Here is a 20,656-nt window from a genome sequence, read left to right on the forward strand (position 1 = left end):
TCATGGCACATTTTTTCATCAATCGCCCGGTATTCGCCTGGGTTCTGGCCATCGCCGCCATGCTTGGCGGCGTGCTGGCCATAACCGGCCTGCCCATATCCCAGTATCCGCCCATCGCTCCGCCTTCCGTGGCCATCAGCGCGACCTATCCCGGCGCCTCCGCCAAGACGCTCGAAGACGCGGTCACGCAGGTCATCGAACAGAAGATGAAGGGCATCGACAACCTGGACTACATGTCCTCGACCAGCCAGTCCTCGGGTCAGGCCGAAATCACCCTGACCTTCAAGGCCGGCACCAACCCGGACATTGCCCAGGTGCAGGTCCAGAACAAGCTGCAGCTGGCCATGTCGCTGCTGCCGCAGGAAGTGCAGGCCCAGGGCGTGCAGGTCACGAAAGCGGTCAGAAACTTCGTGCAGGTACTCGGATTCGTGTCCGAGGACGGCTCCATGGCCAGGGCCGAACTGGCCGACTATGTGGCCGCCAATGTGCTCGACGGCATGAGCCGCGTGGAAGGCGTCGGCGAGGTCACCCTGTTCGGCTCGCAGCACGCCATGCGCATCTGGCTCAACCCTGACAAATTGCACACCTACAGCCTCACGCCCGCCGACGTCGCGGCAGCCATCAAGGCCCAAAATGCCCAGATATCCGCAGGACAGCTGGGCGGACTGCCCTCTGTGGAGGAACAGCGCATCAACTTCACGGTCAGCGTTCAGGATCGCCTGCAGACTCCGGAGCAATTCCGGAACATCCTCCTGAAAGTGCATACCGACGGCTCCACGGTGCGACTGGGCGACGTGGCCAAGGTGGAACTGGGCGCCGAGAATTCGCAGATCGTCTCCCGCTTCAACGGTCAGCCCGCGGCGGCCCTAGCCATCAAGCTGGCCACCGGCGCCAACGCCCTGAAGACCGTCGAGGCCATCGCCGAATACACGGACAGCATCAGCTCGACCTTTCCGGCCGGGATGAAGGTCGTGGAAGCCTTCGACACCACGCCCTTCGTGCGCATCTCCATCGAGGAGGTGATCCGCACCCTGCTTGAAGCCGTCGTGCTGGTCTTTCTGGTCATGTACCTCTTTCTGCAGAACTTCCGGGCCACGCTCATCCCGACCATCGCCGTGCCCGTGGTTCTGCTCGGCACCTTTGGGGTGCTGGCGGCCTTTGGCTACTCCATCAACACCCTGACCATGTTCGCCATGGTCCTGGCCATCGGCCTGCTGGTGGACGACGCCATCGTCGTGGTCGAGAACGTCGAGCGCATCATGCACGAGGACGGCCTGTCGGCCAAGGACGCGACCCATCTGTCCATGACCCAGATCTCCGGGGCCCTGGTCGGCATCGCCCTGGTGCTGTCCGCCGTGTTCGTGCCCATGGCCTTCTTCGGCGGGTCCACGGGCGTCATCTACCGCCAGTTCTCCATCACCGTGGTCTCGGCCATGGTCCTCTCCGTCCTGGTGGCCCTGATCCTGACCCCGGCCCTGTGCGCCACAATGCTAAAGCCCGCAAAGCCCGGCCAGGGCAAACGCGGCTTCTTCGGCCTGTTCAACCGCGGCTTCGACCGCACGGCCAATGGGTATCAAAAGCTGGTCGGATCCATGACCCGGCGCTGGGGCCGCTCGCTGGTCCTCTATGCGCTCATCCTCGCGGCCATGATGTTCCTGTTCCAGCGCCTGCCCACGGGTTTTCTTCCCGACGAGGACCAGGGCATCCTCTTCGTGCAGGTCCAGCTGCCCATCGGCGCGACCCAGGACCGCGCCCTTGATGTGCTGGAACGCATCGAAAATCACTTCCTGGAAACCGAGAAGGACTCCGTGCAATCGCTCATGGCGGTGGCGGGCTTCAGCTTCGCCGGAAGCGGCCAGAACACGGCCATGTGCTTCGTGCGCCTCAAGGACTGGAGCGTGCGCAAAACCCCGGACATGCACGTCAAAGCCATCGCCGGACGGGCCATGGCCGCGTTCTCGCAGTACCGCGACGCGCAGGTCTTCGCCTTTTCCCCTCCTGCGGTGATGGAACTGGGCAACGCGGCCGGGTTCGACTTCGAGTTGCAGGACATGGCGGGCCTCGGCCACGAAAAGCTCACGGCCGCCCGCAACCAGCTCCTCGGCATGGCCAGACAGCATCCTGACCTGGCCATGGTCCGCCCCAACGGTCTGGATGACACGCCGCAGTACCGCATCGACATCGATTGGGACAAGGCAGGCGCCCTGGGCCTTGCCGTGTCCGATGTGACCGGCGTCATCGCCACGGCCTGGGGCAGCTCCTACGTCAACGACTTCCTGGACAAGGGCCGCGTCAAGAAGGTCATCATGCAGGGCGAGGCACCCTACCGCATGATGCCCGAGGATCTGGCCCGGTGGCATGTGCGCGGAAAATCCGGCCAGATGGTGCCCATGTCGAGCTTCGCCACGGCGCACTGGACCTCGGGCTCGCCGCGCCTGGAGCGCTACAACGGCGTTCCGGCCATGCAGATTCTCGGCGCGCCCGCTCCGGGCAAGAGCTCCGGGCAGGCCATGGCGACCATGGAGAGCCTGGCCAGTCAGTTGCCCGAAGGCATCGGCTTCTCCTGGACCGGCCTGTCCTTCCAGGAACGTCAGGCAGGCTCGCAGACCATCATGCTCTACGGTCTCTCCATCATCGTCGTATTCCTGTGCCTGGCGGCTCTTTATGAAAGCTGGAGCCTGCCCGCATCGGTCATCCTGGTCGTGCCCATCGGCGTCGTCGGAGCCCTGGCCGCCGTCAGTCTGCGCGGCCTGACCAATGACGTCTACTTCCAGGTCGGCCTGCTCACGACCATGGGCCTGGCGGCCAAAAACGCCATCCTCATCGTCGAGTTCGCCAAGAGCCTGGCCGAATCGGGCATGGATCTCATGACCGCGGTGGTCGAGGCGGCCCGGCAACGTCTGCGGCCCATCCTCATGACCTCCCTGGCCTTCGGCCTTGGCGTCCTGCCCCTGGCCCTGAACTCCGGCGCGGGTTCGGGCGGACAGAACTCCATCGGCACGGGCGTCATCGGCGGCACCATCGCCTCGACCATCATCGGCTCCCTGCTCATCCCGGTCTTCTTCGTCATCGTGGCCAAGCTGGGACTTTCCCGCAAGGAACCCAAAAAATCGACCACTCGCGCCATCATCCCCGGAGGGCACCCATGCGAAGATTGATACTCGTGATCGCGCTCGTCGCCTTGAGCGGCTGCGCCACCCTCGCTCCTGAACGGGAGCGCCCGGCCATGCCCGTGCCCGAGGCCTGGAACGCACCGGCCCAGACCGGCCCCCTGGCCGGAGTGGACGAGCTTGGCTGGCGAGACGTGTTCCCCGACTCGGCCCTGCAAAAGCTCATATCCACAGCCCTGCACCAGAACCGAAGCCTGCGTCAGGCCGTGCTGGCCATGGACAAGGCCCGCGCCCAGTTCGGCATCGCCCGCGCCGACCGTATCCCGAACATCGACGCCTCGGGCCAGAACTCGAACCAGCGTCTGCCTGCGGACCTGCACGGCGGGATCGAGGGCATTGACCGGCAGTGGAACGTGGGGCTTGGAATCTCCTCCTTCGAGCTTGACTTCTTCGGCCGGGTGAAGAGCCTTGAGGACTCGGCCCTGGAGAGCTACCTGGCCACAGAGGAAGCCCGGCGGGCCGCGCACATCAGCCTCGTGTCCCAGGTCGCAAGGGGCTATCTGACCCTGGCCGGAGACCGCGAACATCTTGCTCTGGCCCGGGAAACCCTTGAAAGCCGCCAGGCAACCCTTGATCTGACCATGGCCCAACTGGCCCACGGCATGAGCACGGAACTGGCCCGCCATCAGGCCGAGGAAGTCGTGGCCGTGGCCCAGGCCGAGGTCGCGCGCCTCACGGCCCAGGTGGCCATGGATGAAAACGCCCTGGCCGTGCTGGTCGGCGTGCCCGTCCCGGAACTCGGCCTCCCGGCCCGGGCCATAAACGACGTGGCCCTGCGCACGACGGTGGAGCCGGGACTTCCGTCGGAGCTTTTGACCAGGCGCCCGGACATCCTGGAGGCCGAACACCGCCTGTGGGCCGCGGGCGCGGAAATTGGCGCCGCACGGGCGGCCTTCTTCCCGCGCATCGGACTGACCACGACGGCCGGTTTGGCCAGCCTGGAACTGACCGACCTGTTCGATTCGGCCCAGCGGGCCTGGACCTTCGTGCCCAGCATCACCCTGCCCCTCTTTGACGCGGGCCGGAACAAGGCCAGACTTGAGGCGGCCAAGGCGGAGCAGCAGATCAGAGTCGCGCAATACGAGCAGACCATCCAGAACGCCTTTCGAGAAGTCTCCGACGCCCTGGCCAAAAACCAGGGCTACGAAGGCCAGGTCAAAGCCCAGGCCAGGCGCGCGGCAAGCGCGGAGAAGAGCCGCCTGCTGGTCGATCAGCGTTTTTCGGCGGGCCTTGAGAGCGCCTTTGCCGTGCACGACGCGGAGCGCACCCTCTTCACGGCCAGACAAAACCTGCTCGACGCCCGCCTGGCCCGGAAGCTGGCCATGGTCGAGCTTTTCACCGCGCTTGGCGGTGGCTGGCAGGAAAACGGGCTGCACGCATCGGCTCAATAGTAACCAGTTGAATTCAAAAGAAAAAGGCGGCCACTGGCCGCCTTTTTCTTTGATTGAAAACGTTACCCTCTCACGATGGGCGAAGAAATTCGAGATGGTCCTCGGCCAGGGCCAGCACGCGCCTGCGGCTGGCCGGGGAGCAGTCATGATTGGACAGATGGACAGCGGCGTACCCGCTCAAAGGGCGCAAAGCCAGGGCTGCGTGGTCCCATTCGCGCACAAGCCGCTCAGGGTCGGTGGTGCTGCTCGCTGTGCGGAAAAATCGCAGCGCGCCGACCGCCATGACCCGCGCCAGGGCGTCATGGGCTTCGCGCAGATTCCCGGCCGCGGCCAGGCATTCGTCCCGGGAGCCAAGCCCGAAAGCGTACAGCCAGAAAGCCTGCCAGTATGCGGACAGCTTCTGACCGGCCTTGGGACGGACGGAGAGCGGGATCAGATCATAGAGGCCGTCCTTGCGGCCGCTGGCCAGAATCTCGAGTCCGGGAAGCCGCAGGCCAGTCAGCTTGCCCTTGCGCCCGAGCATGGCTTCAAGGACGCGCACCACCCGCGCAGGCTTGAAGCGCCGGTGACAACGCGGAAGTTCAAAGCGGCAGCGCCAGCAGCCCACGCAATCCCCAGAACTGCGCAGCACCACGTGCCCCGGCTGGTAAGGACCTGTCTCGAAGGCGTGCACCGGTCCCATGGACAGATTGAGCACCTTGAGCCCCGACCAGGCCGCCAGATGCATGGGGCCCGTGTCGGGGGTTATCATGGCGGCCAGAGTCTGCCCGAACATGGCAAACATATCCAGCCCCAGGCTGCCGCAGGCGCTGGCCACCGGACGTGCGACGAGGCGCAGCACCTCGCGGCACAGCTCACGCTCTCCGGGCCCGCCAAGCAGGACAGGCACGAACCCCCGCCGTTCCAGTTCCCCGAGAAGCTCGACCCAAAACGCGGCACTGGGTCGTTTGTCCGATTCGCTCGCGCCGAGAAAAAGACCAATGTGACGGATGCCGTGCGGCATGTCGCGCGGCCCGGGCCAGCGGGTTTGCTCCATGATTTTGCGCGGGATCACGCCGAGGGCGTTCAGATCGGCCCAATGAAAGTGGTTGTGCCGGTTGTTGTGCGTCAGCGACGCCCGGTATTCCTGCCAGTCGCCCTCGATGCGGGTCACGCCATCCCGGATGTATCCGCCCACCAGCGCGTCACATTGCAGGCTCCCGGCCAGTTCCATGCTTTCGGCGCGGTGACTCAGATTTATGACCAGATGAAATGCCTGCCGCCGCAGCTCCCCTTCCTGCCCATGACTGAAGTAACGAACCTGCGGACTCAGGCGCACCAGCGGCACGGCAAAACTCGGCTCGGCCATGACCCAGACCGGATGACCGGGAAATGCCCGCTCCAGCCATAAAAAAAGAGGGAAGGACAGGATCAGGTCCCCCATGCGCTGCATCTGGATGACCAGGATGGGCTTCTTCACAGGCTAACCGTAGATAGAGCGCATGGTCCGGACCAGGGACTTTAAGCGCAGGTCGTAGGTGTGTTCGGCCAGAATGCGGGTACGAGCGGCCTGGACAATTCTTGCGCGCTCGCCGTCATGACTCAGGTAATGGCGCACGAGCCCGGAAATCTCGCCCGGGTCCTGATAGCAGACGATCTCCCGGCCAGGCTCGAAGAGCGCTTCCATCTGCCGCCGGTGGTCGGTGAGCAAGAATCCGCCGCAGACCGGCACGTCGAAGACGCGCTGATTGACCGCGCCCTTCATCTGCTGGCTGGTGCAGTTGAAGTTGATGCGCGTGGCCGGATAAAACCCGGGCAGGTCGGCGTAGTAGTTGAGTTCGCGATGGTAGGTCCAGCCGGGCTGCGGCAGAATCTCGTGCCAGCCCGGGTCTCCGACAAGAAGCGGCTTGAAGGGCAGCAGCTCCCGCACGCGCTCCAGGCGGTATAAAAGGGTCGCCTGCCAGGTGACCAGGGTCTCGAAGGCGAGCCGGGCGTCCACGTCCGGCAGGGCCCTGAAAGCCGCCACGTACATGGGCCGCTCCTCTTCCAGAAACCGGGCCACGGACAGGGCTCCGCTGAGCATGAAGGCGCGCCCGAGTTCCTCCAGATCGGCCAGAAGAACGGGCGGAAAATCGTAATGCCGCAGCTTGGCGCGCACCTTGTAAAGCATCGAGTTGCCGACAAAGGAGACATCGCGCGCCGGAGCCGTGTTCGGGGCGTGGGCGAAGCGGTGCGGATCGGTTGCCAGGGGCAGGTAGTGAACGCGCGAAAACCCTTGCGCCTTCAGGGACTCGATGTTGTCCACGTCCCAGGTGAAGAGCGTGACCCAATCCGAGGCCAGATTTTCGTAGACGTAGAGGATGAGGTGCGGGTTGTCGACGAACCAGGACGCCAGGGGAAGCTCCATGCGCGCCAGAAGCGCCGTCAGGATGCCCTCCTTGTCCACGCCCAGATGGTTGATGGTCAGCACGAAATCCGGACGAAAGAACAAAATTTCCGCGAGGATGGATTCGACGAATTCCTGGCTGCCCACCTCCTGACTCGGCAACTGCACCAGAGAGGTCGCGTAGCCGAGACGGGCGCAGGCGGCCTCAAGCTCGCCCATCAGAAAATAGGAGCTGGTCAAGAGCATCACGCGCGGGACCGTGGAGCGAAACTTGGGGTAGCGCGCCCGGTTCCAGAAATCGAACTTGAGGCTTATGTCCAGACGGTCTGCAAGCTCACGGTACAGGCCCGGCCTCAGACGCGCGTAGAAAGGGTCCCGGACCGGGGCGAAAGGAAGGCCGCCGTGCCGGAGCTGCCAGCGGGTCAAGCGGCTCAGGGCCACGTCTGGGTCGTCTTCGGCAACCCATAATATGCGGGGATCGTCACGCCATTTACCAGGCACTCCGGTCAGGGCGCCGATGGGCTCTTCGGCATCGACCACGGCCACCGGCCCGGAAGTCCGATCGAGCAGATTGGCCAGCCCGGCTCCGAGCCCCGCCCCCAAAAAGACCGGCAGGACCCCTTCGGCCGGAATTTCCGCCACGCGGCGCAGCTCGTTCTCACGGCCTCGCCTGCCGCCCAGATGCTGGGCGCGGCCGTCCCGCAGGATGCGCACATCCGTGGAACCGTCAGTGCCCTGCACAAGCTCGGCGGTGTAATCCATTTCGGCGACCATGGCCTCAGGCCCTGCCGTCGGCGTGGTATGGAGAAAAAAAGGTCGTGGTGACGGGGTGCATGCTGTTTCCTGTCAAAAAATGAACGCTTCGGAACATCCTAGCAACATGCCTGCCAAGAATGGTTACAAATCGTCGCTGTCGAGCCAGATCGTGACAGGGCCCCAGTTGACCAGGGACACGTCCATGTCCGCGCCGAATTCGCCTTCGGCTACCTGCGGCCATTGCCGACGCAGATCGGCTACGAAGGACTGGTACAGGGCCAAGGCGGCCCCGGGCTGGGCAGCCTTGGAAAATGAGGGGCGGCGGCCCTTTTTGACGTCGGCATAGAGGGTGAACTGCGAAACCACCAGGATGCCGCCGCCGTGATCGGCCAGGCTCGCGTTGATGGGGCCGCCCGCGTCGGGAAAAAGACGCAGGCCGAGGAGCTTCTGCATGAATTTGTTCCAGACGGGTCCGCCGACCATGTCCGGATCGTCGTTGCCGCCGAAGCCGAGCAGGACGACCATGCCCGGCCCGATCTCGCCCAAGGTGCGGTCCTGGACACGGACGCAAGCCGAACGCACCCGCTGCAGAACCGCCCGCATCAGACCGATCCTTCCGAGTAATAGGCCCTTGAGCTCGCTTTTTCCGAGACCATGACCTCGGCCAAACGGACCGGATACGAGGCCAGCAGATCCTTCATGCGCCGGAACACGAAGCGGGCCAGCAGCTCGGAAGACGGGTTCTGCTCGGCAAAATCCGGCAGGTCGTTCAGATGTTTGTGGTCGAGCTCGTCGGTCACCTCTTTCAGCAGACGCTTGAGCGCCTTGAAATCCATGAGGATGCCGAGCCTTTGGTCGAGGCTCTCCCCGACCACATCGACCTCCACCGTGAAATTGTGGCCGTGCATGTTCTCGCACTTGCCCTCGTAATGCCGCAGCTGATGCGATGAGCTGAAATCCGAGCTCACCCGAAGCCGCCATTGCCCTTGTGTCATGCACACTCCCTTTAGGTTCGGATCAATCGCCACTGTTCGAATTCCCGCCAAAATTCCGGACACGGCGCCACCATGAAATCCGGCCCGAACTGCAGGCGGCACACGTATTCCCCGCGACCAAGATCGACCTGCACCGGGGCCTGCCCCGGGTAACGCGTGACGATCTCCCCCAGCCCGGCCCAGTCGGGATCCTGTCCGTCGGCGCGCACGAAAAGGACCACCGGCTCCGTACCCGAGCCGACCACCTCCGAAAGCAGCTTGAAGGATTCGGCCAGGATCTTGGCTTTCTTGGGTCCGTCCTCGCTCTCTTCGTTCATGGAGTCGCGCTTGGCCACCACGCCGGTCATGAGCAGGGGCTCCTCACAGGCCAGCAGATCGCGGTAGGTCACGTACGGCTCGGAAAAGACGATGGCCTCGCCCGAACCGCTGAGATCCTCGATGCCGCAAAAGGCCATGCGGTCGCCCTTCTTGGTGTTGATGGTCTTCATCGAGGTGACCAGAACCGGCACCTGCACGGGCGATTTCTCGGTGAGGTCCGCGCACTGGGCCAGAGTCGGGTAGCCCAGCCGCCTGATCTCCTGGCGGAAGGGCTGCAACGGATGTCCGATGAGGAAAAACCCGAAGGCCTCCTTTTCCATACGGCACTTCTCGTCGTCCCCGAATTCCGGCAGGGCGGCCTCTTCTCCCTCGATGCCGAGCCCCGTCAGGTTGCAGGTGTTCTCCTCGACCATGCCCATGAACGAGAGCTGGCCGGAGGTTTTGCGCTTGGCCCGTTTCTGGGCCATGGCCTGGACCTTGTCCATTCCATCCAGAAGCGCCCTGCGCGAACACCCGAAGCTGTCCATGGCTCCCGACTTGACGAGGGAATCAAGCACCCTCCTGTTGACCTTGCGCAGGTTCACGCGCTGGCAGAAATCGAGCAGACTGGTGAAATCCCCGCCCTTTTCCCGCTCCTCCACGATGGACTCGACAGCCCCCTCGCCCACGCCCTTGATGCCGGATAGGCCGTAGCGAATGGACTCGCCCTCGACGGTGAACTCGTTGTAGCTGCGGTTCACGTCCGGGGGCAGAACCTCGATATCCATGTCCCGGCAGGCGCTGACATGGGCCAGGATCTTGTCGGTGTTGGACACTTCCGAGGTGACGATGGCGGCCATGAACTCTGCCGGGTAATGGGCCTTCACGTAGGCCGTCTGGTAGGAGATGACGGCATAGGCGGCACTGTGGGACTTGTTGAACCCGTAGCCTGCGAACTTCTCCATGAGGTCGAAGATGTACTCCGCCGCCTCCTGGGAAATGTTGTTCTCGCGCGCGCCGTCCAGAAAACGCACGCGCTGCTTGGCCATCTCCGCCGGGTCTTTCTTGCCCATGGCCCGACGCAGGTTGTCGCCTTCTCCGAGGGAATACTTGGCCAGGTCCGAGGCGATCTTCATGACCTGTTCCTGGTAGAGAATGACGCCGTAGGTGTCCTCCAGGATGGGGTGGACCACGGGGGCCAGTTCCTCGAATTCGTACTCGACCTTCCTCAGGCCGTGCTTGCGGCCGATGAAGTCGTCGACCATGCCCGACTCCAGGGGACCAGGCCGGTACAGGGCCAGAAGCGCGATGATGTCCTCGAAGCAGGAGGGCTTGAGGCCCCTGAGCACCCGGCGCATGCCGTCGGATTCCAGCTGGAACACGCCATCCGTCTCGCCCCGGCACAAAAGTTCGAAGGTCTGCGGGTCGTCGAGGGGCAGCTTCTCCAGAATCGGCACGGGCTTGTTGTTCTTGCGGATGAGCTTCAGGGCGTCATCGATGACGGTCAGGGTCTTGAGGCCCAGGAAGTCGAACTTGATGAGGCCGATGAGCTCGACCTTCTTCATGTCGAGCTGGGTCACGACCTCGCCGTTCTTGCCCTTGTGCAGCGGCAGATACTCGACCATGGGCTTCTGGGAGATGACGATGCCGGCGGCGTGGATGGACGAGTGTCGGGCCAGACCCTCAAGACGGCGGGCCACGTCGTAGAGCTTGCGGTACTGCGGGTCGCTGTCGATGAGCTTGCGCAGCTCCGGCTCCTCGTCCAGAGCCTTGGTCAGGGTCATCTTGAGGTCGTCGGGGATGAGCTTGGCGATGCGGTCGGCGTCCTTCAGGCTGACATCAAGGGCCCTGGCCACGTCGCGAATGGCGCCCTTGGCCTTCATGGTCCCGAAGGCCACGATCTGGGCCACGTGATCGGCTCCATACTTTTCCGAAACGTAGCGAATGACCTCGTCACGCCGATTGTAGCAGAAATCCACGTCGATATCAGGCATGGACGCACGTTCCACATTCAAAAAGCGCTCGAAGAAGAGCGCGTAGCGAATGGGATCGAGGTCCGTGATCCTGAGCGCGTACGAGACCAGCGATCCGGCGGCCGAACCTCGGCCGGGTCCGACGGGGATGTTCTTCGATTTCGCCCAGTTGATGAAGTCCTGCACGATCAGGAAGTAGGCCGGAAAACCCTTCTCGATGATGACGCTGAGTTCGAGTTCGAGGCGATCGCGATAAGCGGCCTCGTCCACTTCGTAGGGCAGGGCGGCGATGCGCTCCTTCAGCCCCTCTTCGGACAGTCGGCGAAACTCGTCGTCCAGGGTCGAGCCCTCAGGAACGTCGTAGACCGGAAAGAAATGCTGCTTGAGCTTCAGCTCCACCTCGCACATGTCCGCGATGCGGCCCGCGTTTTCCACGGCCTCGGGACAATGGGCGAAGGCGGCCTCCATCTCCTCGGGGGCCTTGTAGTAAAATTCGTTGGTATCGAAGCGGAGCCGCTGCTTTTCCGAGGCGATCTTGCCCGTGCCCACGCACAGGAGGATGTCGTGGGCCTCGTAGTCGTCCTTGTTCAGGTAGTGGCAGTCGTTGGTGGCGACCAGCGGCAGGCCGGTCTCCTTGGCCAGTTCCATGAGCCTGTCGTTGACGACCTCCTGCTCTTTCAAGCCATTGGACTGCAACTCCAGATAAAACCGGTCCGGAAAAATCTCCATGTATTCGCGCGCCTTCAGGATGGCGCTGTCGAAGGTCCCGTGGCGCAGGGCATAGGGAACTTCACCCTGCAGGCAGGCGGACAGACAGACGATGCCCTCGGAATGGGCGCGCAGCAGCTTCTTGTCCACGCGCGGCTTGTAATAGAAGCCCTGCAGAAAACCGGCGGACACGATCTTGACCAGATTGTGGTAGCCGACCAGATTCTGGGCCAGAAGCACCAGATGAAAGCGCTTCTTGTTCTCCCGCTCGAACATGTCGTCGGCGACGTAGACTTCGCTGCCGATGATGGGCTTTATGCCGTGCTTCTTGGCTTCGAGATAAAAGGGCACGGAACCGAAGAGATTGCCGTGATCGGTGATGGCGGCCGAGGAAAAGCCGAAATCAACGGCCCGGGCGCACAGGTCCCGTAGGCGAATGGCGCCGTCCAGGAGGCTGTACTCGGAATGGCAATGCAGATGGGTAAAACCGCTCATGATGCTCTCGGGAAAAAGGGAATTCCAAAAATCGGGGAAATGGAGACTAGAAAAGGCGCGGCTGAATTGCAAGCCGCGCTTCAAAGCAGAACGCCCGGACAGGCCGGGCGTTCTGGAATTGCGTCGGAATCAGAGAATCACATGGAAGCCCCGACCAGCTTGATCAGGCGCAGCAACTGGTTGGTGAAACCGGCCTCGTTGTCGTACCAGACGATGATCTTGACCATGGTTCCGTTCATGACCGAGGTGCACAGGCCATCGACCACGCCGCCGTAGATGCTGCCGACGTAGTCCATGGAAACGAGCGGCACTTCCGTGTAGCCCATGGCTCCGCCCTCGGGACCGCTGGCCGCGGCCTTCAGGACCGCGTTGACCTCGGCCACCGTGGTCGGCTTCTCCACTTCCACGACCAGGTCCACCAGGGACACGTTGGGCGTGGGCACGCGCACGGCCATGCCGTCGAGCTTGCCTGCCAGGGCCGGGATGACCATGCTCACGGCCTTGGCCGCGCCCGTGGTCGTGGGCAGCATGTTCATGGCACCGGCGCGGCCGCGGCGAATGTCCTTGTGCGTTCCGTCGAGCATGCGCTGGCTCATGGTGTAGGAGTGGATGGTGGTCATGAGTCCGTGCCTGATGCCGAAATTGTCGTCCAGAGCCTTGGCTGCCGGAGCCAGGCAATTGGTGGTGCAGGAGGCGTTGGAAATGATCCTGTGTTCTGCCGGATTGTAGAGGCCGTCGTTAACGCCCATGACCACGGTCAGGTCGGTGTTCTTGCCGGGGGCGGAGATGAGCACCTTTTTGGCGCCGGCGGCCAGATGCTTCTCGCAGCTTTCACGGTCCGTGAACTTGCCCGTGGACTCGACGAGGATATCGATGCCCTTCCAGTCCCAGGCGTCCGGGGCATTGCGGGTAACCAGCACCTGCTTGCCGTTCAGCAGAAAACCCTGCTCGTTGGGCTCGACATCACCGGCAAAGGTGCCGTGAACCGAGTCGTATTTGAGCAGGTATGCAAGGGATTCATTGTCGCCACGGGCGTTGACGCAGACCAGTTGAACATCCTGGTTCCCGGCCATGATGCGGGCAAGGTAGCGTCCGATGCGACCGAAACCATTGAGTGCAATTTTGACAGCCATATTCTTTTCCTCTTCCGCTTAAATTTTATTTGATGAACCCAGAACGTTCCTGATCTTGTGCGCCACCATGTCCCGCACCGCATCCCTGGCCACCAGCAGGTACTGACGCGGATCGAAATGTGACGGATTTTCGGCCAGATACTTGCGGATGGTGGCGGTCATGGCCAGACGGATATCGGTGTCGATGTTGATCTTGCACACGGCCGAGGCGGCCGCCTTGCGCAGCAGATCTTCGGGCACGCCCTTGGCTCCGGCGATCTTGGCGCCATACTGGTTGGCCATGTCCACAAATTCCTGGGGCACGGACGAGGCGCCGTGCAGCACGATGGGATAGCCGGGCAGCAGGGCCTTGATCTTCTCCAGGCGGTCAAAGTCGAGCTTGGCCTCGCCCGCGAACTTGTAGGCCCCGTGGCTGGTGCCGATGGCGATGGCCAGGGAATCGCAACCCGTGCGGCCGACAAACTCGGCGGCCTGGTCAGGGTTAGTGTACACGCTGTGCTCCACGTCCACGTCGTCCTCGACGCCAGCCAGCTGTCCAAGCTCCGCCTCGACCCACACGCCGCGATCGTGGGCGTAGGCCACGACCTGCTTGGTCAGGGCAATATTTTCCTCGAAGGACAGGTGCGAGCCGTCGATCATGACGGAGGTGAAGCCGCCGTCGATGACTTCCTTGCAGATCTCGAAATTCTGGCCGTGGTCGAGGTGCAGGCAGACCGGCAGATCATTCTCGGCCAGGGCGGCTTCCATGAGCTTGATGATGTACCCCTGGCCGGCATAGCGGCGGGCGCCGGCGGAAACCTGCAGGATGAGGGGGGATTTTTCGAGGTTTCCGGCCTCCATGATACCCTGGATGATTTCCATGTTGTTCACGTTGAAACCACCGATGGCGAAACCTTCGGCGTAACCTCGGGCAAACATTTCCTTGGGTGTGGTCAGGGGCATGATCGTCTCCTTGAAAGGCGGTTATTCGTTCTTGGCCAGATGCCGGGTCAACGCTTCCAGATATCCGGCATGAGTCAGATCAAAAGTCAACGGAGTCGCGGTTATGTAACCTCGGCTCAGATATCCCCGATCCGATTCGGGCTCCACATTTTCCGGCGGGATGACCCCGCACAGCCAGTAGTAGGGATTGCCCCGGGGGTCGTTTCTCTCGTCGTACCAGTCCCGGTAGGTGGACGAAGTCTGGCTGCAGACCTTGAGCCCCTTGGCGTTTTCAAACGGTCCGGCGGGAAAGTTCAGATTCAGCACGCAGTGCCGGGGAAAGGATGACCAGAAATCCCCGTCAAGCATCCGCACCGCGTATTCGGCCTGGGCGGAGAGCTCTTCAGGATGAAAATCGTCCACGGACACGGCCATGGCCGGGATGCCCGCCAAAGCGCCTTCGGTGGCCGCGGACACCGTGCCCGAATAGAGCACGTCCACGCCTACGTTGGCGCCCGAGTTGATTCCCGACACGATCATGTCCGGTCGTTTGGGCAAAAGGTGGCTGAGAGCCAGCTTGACGCAATCCGCCGGTGTGCCGGAAATGCCAAGGCCGGAAAACCCTGTTTCCTCCACCTGCTTGACCCTCAGTGGAGAAAACAGGGTCACCGAATGCCCCACCGCGCTCTGCTCGGTCATGGGTGCAGCCACGTGCACCCTGTGTCCGGCCTTGATCAAGGCGCCGTAAAGGGCGCGCAGTCCTACTGCTCTGATTCCATCGTCATTGGTGAGAAGAATGTCCATTTTTCGGGTGCGTCCGGATAAAGTTTCTTGGCCTGACTGTGCCCTAGGGTCAGAGCCTTGACGTTCACGTCCAGGATCTTGGCCGGCAGGACCGATGCCAGGGCCTTTTTCACGTTGGCGAAATTCATGAACGGCAGAAAATGACTCAGCGCCCCAAGGCAGATGATGTTGGTCGTCTGAGGCATGCCGATCCTGTCCCGGGCCATGTTCGTGAACGGCAGGCCCCAATATATGTTGGAGGGGGTCTGTGTCACGAGCGATGTATCGACCAACAGGAAGCCGGTCGGCTTCAGGTTGCGAAAATACAGGTTGCAGGCCTCCTGACTGAGAGCCACGAGCATGTCAAGATTCACGGGCTTTGGATAGCTGATTCTGTGTGAACTTATGACCAGATCGGCCCGGCTCGCTCCGCCCCGGGCCTCGGGGCCGTAACTCTGGGTCTGCGTGACGTAAAAGCCGTGGTCGATGGCCAGCACCTGGCCCATGATCTTGCCCAGGGTCAGGATACCCTGGCCGCCCGTTCCGGAAAGCCGTATCTCAAATCGATTCAGTTCGTGCTGCTTAGGCATTTCGCTGCTCCTGAAGCTTGTTGCGCAGTTCCTCATAACGCACTTCCAGACCCTGCCGCATCTCGTCCCTGAACACGCCTATGGGCGTGAATTTGGGTTTCTCTTCCGGAGCGAGCTGGGCATAACGATCAAGTTTGACGGTGTTTTTCTTATACCACTGGTACATGTCCACCACGGTCTTGAACTTGTTCTTGCGACCATACTGGGTATGGCAGGGAGTCAGGATCTCGACCAGGTTAAAACCCGGTTTCTCCAGGGCGTCGGAGATGAGGCCGTCGAGCATGTTGGCGTGCAGGACCGTGCCGCGGGCCACGTAACTGGCGCCGCTGGCCATGGCCATGTCCACGATGTCGAAGCTGCGTTCGAGCTGGCCGAAAGGAGACGTCGCGGAGACGGTCCCCTCGGGGCTGGTCGGCGATGCCTGGCCGCCGGTCATGCCGTAGATGTTGTTGTTGAGCACCAGCGCCGTCAGACCGATGTTGCGCCTGGCGGCGTGGATGAGATGGTTGCCGCCGATGGACATGGCGTCGCCATCGCCCATGACCACGATGACCTTGAGCGCCGGGTTGGCCATCTTGATGCCCGTGGCGAAAGTCAGGGCCCGGCCGTGAGTGGTATGCACGGTATTGAAGTCCACGTACACGGCCATGCGCCCGGAGCAGCCGATGCCGGCCACGAGCACGACATCGTCCTTGGCGTAGCCCAGGCGATGCACGCTGCGGATGAGGGAGCCGAGCACGATACCGTGGCCGCAGCCCGCGCAGTAGACATGGGGAAACTTCTTGTTATGCCTGAGATAGTCGTGAATGAGTTGTGTTACCTGTGCCATGGTCACGCCTGCATGATATTTTTGAAGATTTCCGAGGGAGTGATGATCTGGCCGTCAACGCGGTTGTTGGTAATGATGTGGGTCAGGCCGTTGTTGACCCGCTTCACCTCGCGCGAGATCTGCCCCATGTTCATCTCGGGCACGATGAGCGCCTTGCACTGCCGTGCCAGGGCCTGCACCGCCGTCTTGGGGAAGGGGAAAAGGGTCTTGAGCTTCAGGAGTCCGGCCTTGACCCCGCGTTCGCGGGCCATGTGCACGGCAAGTTCGGCCGAACGGGCCACGCAACCGTACGCCAGAACGACCACTTCCGCATCCTCGCAGTTGACCTCGTCGAAAAGCTGGATGTCGTAGAAGAACTGGTCGATCTTGCGGAACTGCCGATGCATCAGCGCCTTGACCTCGTCGGGCTTTGAGGTCGGAAATCCGTTCTGGTCATGGGTCAGGCCCGTGACATGGAAGCGGTATCCGGAGCCAAGGGGCGGCAGGGCCGGAACCCCGCGCATGGTCTCCTCGTAGGAAACGTACCACTCCGGCGGCATGGACGGGGTCACGCGGGCCAGGATCTCAAAATCCTCGGGGCCGGGAATGGAGATCTTTTCCCGGGTGTGGGCCGTGATCTCGTCGAGAAGCAGGATGACGGGCGTGCGGTATTTTTCGGCGAAATTGAAGGCCACGACGGTCATTTCCAGACATTCCTGCACGTCGCTGGCCGAAAGGACGATGATGGGATGGTCTCCGTGACAGCCCCAGCGGGCCTGCTGCACATCGCCCTGGGCCGGACTGGTGGGCAGACCGGTGCTTGGCCCCCCGCGCATGACGTTGACCACGACCAGAGGCACCTCGGTCATGCACGCGTAGCCAAGATTCTCCTGCATGAGGGAGAAGCCAGGGCCGGAAGTCGCGGTCATGGCCTTGCGACCGGCCAGGGACGCGCCGATGATGGCGCCCATGCTGGCGATCTCGTCCTCCATCTGGATGAACACCCCATCCTTGACCAGGGGCAGCCTTGCGGACATGACCTCGGCGATTTCCGTGGACGGGGTTATGGGGTAGCCCGCATAGAAGTTGCAGCCTGCCAGGAGTGCGCCTTCGACCACCGCTTCGTTGCCGAGGGCGAATATTTCCGTTTTCTTACGCTTTTTTGTCGCCATGTTCGTCTTCCCGGTTAGGTGTTCCAACATTCTCCTCCGGACCCGGGTCGGTGCCCGCGGACGGGTCCAAAGGCCCGCCCTTGGAGGCATCGAACGCATCGGTCTTCCTGCGGCTGATCTCCCTGGGGGTAACGGAGATAGCGAAATCCGGGCAATGCAGCTCACAGAATCCGCAATTCACGCAGTCTTCCTCTCGCACCACATGTGCCTTGCCGTCCGGCCAGAGTTCGAGCACCTTGGACGGGCAAAAAGCCGCGCATATCCCGCAGCCCTTACACCAATCCGGATAAATCGTCACCTTTGCTTGACCTTTCTTTTTGGACATAACCGCTCGATAAAGTGTTGGGGTTTCTTTCGTGGGTATGAAAAAAGGACACGCCCCGCCAATTCTGGTCGTCAATCCGGCCGGATACGTCCGGCCTCTTGCCAAAGCTGAAAACTTGCCTGTAGACGAAGTGGGAAACGAGCACGCGAAAGTCATTTGAATATTGTGCAACTGCCCAATTATCTTAGAAAATATCGACCTCGCCTTCGTTTGCGCCATTACCTCATGCATGCAGGAATAGCAACTTAATGAAGCACAAAAAAACATACGTACGCGATTTGGCTGAAGGAAATTCGATTTCCGAAGTGTTTGCCCTGTCCAAGGCCCAGCGCAAGGAAGCCAAGAACGGCCCCTACTGGCAACTGACCCTGACCGACCGCACCGGCAATATCGAGGCCAGGATCTGGTACCCCCAGAGCCAGCAATTCGAAGCCTTGCAGGCGGAACAATTCGTGGCCGTGAACGGGCAGGTGGCCTCTTTCAAGGACCAGTTGCAGATGAACATAAACGACATGGCCGTCATCGATCCGCGTGAAGCGGGCCTGGACCTGACCGACTTTCTACCGTCCTCCGCCATTCCTCCCGAGGACCTTCTTCGTGAAATGGAAGAATTCCTCGGCGCCGAACTGACTTTCAAACCATGGAAGGCCCTGTGCAGGAGCGTGCTGCACGACGATCATATCCGCGCATCCCTCTTGAGCGCGCCCGGAGCCAAGTCCATCCATCACGCCTATGCCGGAGGGCTCCTTGAGCACACCCTGGCCATCATGCGCATCTGCAGCGCCCTGTCCCGGCTCTATCCGGGAATCGACAGGGAAATCCTGCTCGTGGCCGCCCTTTTCCACGATCTGGGCAAGGCCTTCGAGCTCTCGCATGGCATAAGCCGCGAATACACCGATGCCGGACGCTTGCTGGGACACATCCAGATCGGGCTGGAGGTCCTGGAGCCTTTTCTGCGCAAGACCAAGGACCTGCCTGAAGAACTGTCCATGCACCTCAAGCACCTCATCGTCGCCCATCATGGCGAACTGGCCTTCGGTTCACCCTGCCTGCCCCAGACCGCCGAGGCCTTCATCCTGCACTACGCGGACAATCTGGACGCCAAGATCAACACCGTTCACGGAGCCCTGACCGCACCCGACGGCGAGGAAATCGGCGGCTGGAGCGAATACCACCGCACTCTTGGCCGCTACCTTTACCAGCCCATGCGCACGCCGGTCGCGACCACGGCGCCGGAACCGCAGCCCAAAACGCCCAAAAAGGCGACGCCCAAATCCGAGGAATCGCCCCTTTTAAAAGCCATGGGCATCACTCCAACATCCGGCAACCAGTAGGGAGGAAGCATGTTTCTTACTTTTGAAGGCATGGAGGGCTGCGGAAAATCCACGCAGTGCAAAAAGCTCATCGAACATTTCGTGCGGCAGGGACACGATGTACTGCACACTCTTGAACCCGGCGGCAGTCGTCTGGGCAAGGAACTCAGGCGCATTCTGCTCGATCCCAAGAACAGCGACCTGTCTTCAACCAGCGAGCTTTTCCTGTATCTGGCCGACCGCGCCCAGCACGTCTCCTCGGTCATCCGGCCAGCCATGGAAGACGGCAGGACCGTGATCTGCGACCGCTTCGCCGACTCCACCGTGGTCTATCAGGGCTACGGACGCGGCCTTGACCCGAGCCTTCTGCATCACCTGAACGACGTGGCCGTGCAAGGACTCTGGCCGGACATGACGATCCTTCTGGACGTGGAGCCGGAGATCGGCCTGAAGCGCGCCCTGACCCGCAACATGCTGGACAACAAGACCGCCACCGAGGGCCGTTTCGAAGCCGAGAGCATGGCCTTTCACACCCGCATCCGCGAAGGCTATCTGACCTGGGCCGCACTGCACCGGGGCCGCTTCCTGGTCGTGGACGCGGGCCGCAATCCGGACGCCGTGTTCGAGTCCATCCTGCGCGGACTGGAGGAGAAAGGCCTTGGCTAAGCCGGAAGTGACAGGCCTGATCCTGACCCTGAACGGGGCAAGACATCTCGACGCATGCCTCGCGTCCCTGGATTTCTGCGACCGGATCCTGGTCGTTGACTCCGGCAGCACGGACGCAACGGCGGACATCGCCGCCGCCCACGGAGCCCAGGTGCTGGTCAACCCTTGGCCCGGGCCCAAAAAGCAATTCGAGCTCGCCTTCGAACACATCGCCACGCCCTGGGTGGTCTCCCTGGACCAGGACGAGATCCTGTCCGATGAGCTGCGGGCGTCCGTTATCCAGGCGCTCCGGGACCCTGCGGACATGAGCGCCTTTCTCTGCCCACGCACGTCCTACTATTTCGACCGCTTCCTGCGCCACAGCGGCTGGTATCCGGACCTGCTGCCCCGCGTCTTCAAGCTGGCCGACACGGGCGTGCATGTCTCCGGGCCGCACTACGGGTTTGAAACAAAAGGGAAGACCCGGCGCCTGGCCGGAGACATCATCCACTATCCCTACGAAAACCTGAAGCAGCATGTGGAAAAGATAAACTACTACACGCAGATCGCCGCAGAAGAAATGCACGCCAAGGGCAAGCGGGCGGGCGTGGCCACGGCGATCGGCCACGGGCTGGCCAGGTTCATGAAGATCTATTTCTTCAGGCGGGGATTTCTGGACGGCAAGGCCGGATTCGTGCTGGCGGTCAACTCGTTTTTCTACGCCTTCCAGAAGTATATCCGGCTGGCGGAGCTTGGCGGTAAAAAAACAGAATAATACCGTATTGTTAAATCATTCAACACCATGACCCGGGTCCG

The 20,656-nt window shown here is 62.1% G+C and carries 17 protein-coding genes; 5 read left to right on the forward strand and 12 right to left on the reverse strand.

The annotated features are described in order from the left end of the window. Nucleotides 1-2 precede the first annotated feature (2 nt). Both BMZ24_RS03335 and BMZ24_RS03340 read left to right on the forward strand, forming a co-directional pair. Nucleotides 3-3,158, forward strand: a complete 3,156-nt coding sequence (locus tag BMZ24_RS03335) for an efflux RND transporter permease subunit (protein WP_092189230.1) — start codon at nucleotides 3-5, stop codon at nucleotides 3,156-3,158. Further along, nucleotides 3,146-4,561: an efflux transporter outer membrane subunit gene (locus tag BMZ24_RS03340; protein WP_092189232.1), complete on the forward strand. Its 1,416-nt coding sequence runs from the start codon at nucleotides 3,146-3,148 to the stop codon at nucleotides 4,559-4,561. The genes BMZ24_RS03335 and BMZ24_RS03340 overlap by 13 nt, the downstream gene beginning before the upstream one ends. Nucleotides 4,562-4,631: 70 nt before the next feature. On the opposite strand, the gene BMZ24_RS03345 is transcribed toward BMZ24_RS03340, so the two are convergent. The 12 genes from BMZ24_RS03345 to BMZ24_RS03400 form a co-directional block, all read right to left on the reverse strand. After that, nucleotides 4,632-6,020 carry a glycosyltransferase family 9 protein gene (locus BMZ24_RS03345; RefSeq protein ID WP_092189233.1) on the reverse strand — a complete coding sequence of 463 codons (1,389 nt, stop codon included), beginning with the start codon at nucleotides 6,018-6,020 and terminating at the stop codon, nucleotides 4,632-4,634. A 3-nt stretch (nucleotides 6,021-6,023) separates the two neighbouring features. Further along, nucleotides 6,024-7,700, reverse strand: a complete 1,677-nt coding sequence (locus BMZ24_RS03350; protein ID WP_092189235.1) for a CgeB family protein — start codon at nucleotides 7,698-7,700, stop codon at nucleotides 6,024-6,026. A 123-nt stretch (nucleotides 7,701-7,823) separates the two neighbouring features. Next, nucleotides 7,824-8,285: a D-aminoacyl-tRNA deacylase gene (gene dtd, locus BMZ24_RS03355; protein ID WP_092189237.1), complete on the reverse strand. Its 462-nt coding sequence runs from the start codon at nucleotides 8,283-8,285 to the stop codon at nucleotides 7,824-7,826. Further along, the gene (gene queD / locus BMZ24_RS03360; protein ID WP_192622615.1) at nucleotides 8,285-8,677 is read right to left on the reverse strand and encodes a 6-carboxytetrahydropterin synthase QueD; all 393 of its coding nucleotides are present in this window, start codon (nucleotides 8,675-8,677) and stop codon (nucleotides 8,285-8,287) included. Before queD ends, dtd begins: the two co-directional genes overlap by 1 nt. A gap of 11 nt (nucleotides 8,678-8,688) precedes the next feature. After that, the gene (gene dnaE / locus BMZ24_RS03365) at nucleotides 8,689-12,150 is read right to left on the reverse strand and encodes a DNA polymerase III subunit alpha (protein WP_092189552.1); all 3,462 of its coding nucleotides are present in this window, start codon (nucleotides 12,148-12,150) and stop codon (nucleotides 8,689-8,691) included. Nucleotides 12,151-12,287: 137 nt separating this feature from the next. Further along, the gene (gene gap, locus BMZ24_RS03370; RefSeq protein WP_092189241.1) at nucleotides 12,288-13,283 is read right to left on the reverse strand and encodes a type I glyceraldehyde-3-phosphate dehydrogenase; all 996 of its coding nucleotides are present in this window, start codon (nucleotides 13,281-13,283) and stop codon (nucleotides 12,288-12,290) included. An 18-nt stretch (nucleotides 13,284-13,301) separates the two neighbouring features. Continuing rightward, nucleotides 13,302-14,225 (reverse strand): class II fructose-1,6-bisphosphate aldolase, encoded by a 924-nt coding sequence (gene fba / locus BMZ24_RS03375; RefSeq protein ID WP_092189244.1) that lies wholly within the window; start codon nucleotides 14,223-14,225, stop codon nucleotides 13,302-13,304. Nucleotides 14,226-14,246: 21 nt separating this feature from the next. Next, complete coding sequence (surE, locus tag BMZ24_RS03380) at nucleotides 14,247-15,008, reverse strand: 5'/3'-nucleotidase SurE (protein WP_092189246.1); 762 nt, start codon at nucleotides 15,006-15,008, stop codon at nucleotides 14,247-14,249. Continuing rightward, entirely contained in the window at nucleotides 14,966-15,577 is a 612-nt protein-coding gene (locus BMZ24_RS03385) for a 2-oxoacid:acceptor oxidoreductase family protein (protein WP_092189248.1), read from the reverse strand. The genes surE and BMZ24_RS03385 overlap by 43 nt, the downstream gene beginning before the upstream one ends. Next, nucleotides 15,570-16,406 (reverse strand): 2-oxoacid:ferredoxin oxidoreductase subunit beta, encoded by an 837-nt coding sequence (locus BMZ24_RS03390; protein WP_092189250.1) that lies wholly within the window; start codon nucleotides 16,404-16,406, stop codon nucleotides 15,570-15,572. The genes BMZ24_RS03385 and BMZ24_RS03390 overlap by 8 nt, the downstream gene beginning before the upstream one ends. Nucleotides 16,407-16,408: 2 nt before the next feature. Then, on the reverse strand, nucleotides 16,409-17,587 hold the full coding sequence (locus BMZ24_RS03395) for a 2-oxoacid:acceptor oxidoreductase subunit alpha (protein WP_425266260.1): 1,179 nt from the start codon (nucleotides 17,585-17,587) through the stop codon (nucleotides 16,409-16,411). Continuing rightward, complete coding sequence (locus tag BMZ24_RS03400) at nucleotides 17,538-17,882, reverse strand: 4Fe-4S dicluster domain-containing protein (protein ID WP_092189254.1); 345 nt, start codon at nucleotides 17,880-17,882, stop codon at nucleotides 17,538-17,540. Before BMZ24_RS03400 ends, BMZ24_RS03395 begins: the two co-directional genes overlap by 50 nt. A 248-nt stretch (nucleotides 17,883-18,130) precedes the next feature. Here BMZ24_RS03400 and BMZ24_RS03405 point away from each other — a divergent pair, with 248 nt between their 5' ends. The 3 genes from BMZ24_RS03405 to BMZ24_RS03415 are packed head-to-tail and all read left to right on the forward strand — an operon-like array spanning nucleotide 18,131 to nucleotide 20,615. Next, the gene (locus BMZ24_RS03405) at nucleotides 18,131-19,216 is read left to right on the forward strand and encodes a 3'-5' exoribonuclease YhaM family protein (protein ID WP_092189256.1); all 1,086 of its coding nucleotides are present in this window, start codon (nucleotides 18,131-18,133) and stop codon (nucleotides 19,214-19,216) included. A gap of 9 nt (nucleotides 19,217-19,225) precedes the next feature. Next, on the forward strand, nucleotides 19,226-19,861 hold the full coding sequence (gene tmk, locus BMZ24_RS03410; protein ID WP_092189258.1) for a dTMP kinase: 636 nt from the start codon (nucleotides 19,226-19,228) through the stop codon (nucleotides 19,859-19,861). Continuing rightward, nucleotides 19,854-20,615, forward strand: coding sequence for a glycosyltransferase family 2 protein (locus tag BMZ24_RS03415; RefSeq protein WP_092189260.1), 762 nt, complete (start codon nucleotides 19,854-19,856; stop codon nucleotides 20,613-20,615). The genes tmk and BMZ24_RS03415 overlap by 8 nt, the downstream gene beginning before the upstream one ends. Nucleotides 20,616-20,656 lie beyond the last annotated feature (41 nt).

The sequence above is a fragment of the Desulfomicrobium norvegicum genome (genome assembly GCF_900114595.1).
Lineage (GTDB): Bacteria > Desulfobacterota > Desulfovibrionia > Desulfovibrionales > Desulfomicrobiaceae > Desulfomicrobium > Desulfomicrobium macestii.

Bases quoted from the DNA above. Each gene is read 5' to 3' on its own strand.
- BMZ24_RS03335 (WP_092189230.1), top strand. From the start codon at position 3: ATGGCACATTTTTTCATCAATCGCCCGGTATTCGCCTGGGTTCTGGCC.
- BMZ24_RS03340 (WP_092189232.1), top strand. From the start codon at position 3,146: ATGCGAAGATTGATACTCGTGATCGCGCTCGTCGCCTTGAGCGGCTGC.
- BMZ24_RS03350 (WP_092189235.1), bottom strand. From the start codon at position 7,700: ATGGTCGCCGAAATGGATTACACCGCCGAGCTTGTGCAGGGCACTGAC.
- dtd (WP_092189237.1), bottom strand. From the start codon at position 8,285: ATGCGGGCGGTTCTGCAGCGGGTGCGTTCGGCTTGCGTCCGTGTCCAG.
- queD (WP_192622615.1), bottom strand. From the start codon at position 8,677: ATGACACAAGGGCAATGGCGGCTTCGGGTGAGCTCGGATTTCAGCTCA.
- dnaE (WP_092189552.1), bottom strand. From the start codon at position 12,150: ATGAGCGGTTTTACCCATCTGCATTGCCATTCCGAGTACAGCCTCCTG.
- gap (WP_092189241.1), bottom strand. From the start codon at position 13,283: ATGGCTGTCAAAATTGCACTCAATGGTTTCGGTCGCATCGGACGCTAC.
- fba (WP_092189244.1), bottom strand. From the start codon at position 14,225: ATGCCCCTGACCACACCCAAGGAAATGTTTGCCCGAGGTTACGCCGAA.
- surE (WP_092189246.1), bottom strand. From the start codon at position 15,008: ATGGACATTCTTCTCACCAATGACGATGGAATCAGAGCAGTAGGACTG.
- BMZ24_RS03385 (WP_092189248.1), bottom strand. From the start codon at position 15,577: ATGCCTAAGCAGCACGAACTGAATCGATTTGAGATACGGCTTTCCGGA.
- BMZ24_RS03390 (WP_092189250.1), bottom strand. From the start codon at position 16,406: ATGGCACAGGTAACACAACTCATTCACGACTATCTCAGGCATAACAAG.
- BMZ24_RS03395 (WP_425266260.1), bottom strand. From the start codon at position 17,587: ATGTTGGAACACCTAACCGGGAAGACGAACATGGCGACAAAAAAGCGT.
- BMZ24_RS03400 (WP_092189254.1), bottom strand. From the start codon at position 17,882: ATGTCCAAAAAGAAAGGTCAAGCAAAGGTGACGATTTATCCGGATTGG.
- BMZ24_RS03405 (WP_092189256.1), top strand. From the start codon at position 18,131: ATGAAGCACAAAAAAACATACGTACGCGATTTGGCTGAAGGAAATTCG.
- tmk (WP_092189258.1), top strand. From the start codon at position 19,226: ATGTTTCTTACTTTTGAAGGCATGGAGGGCTGCGGAAAATCCACGCAG.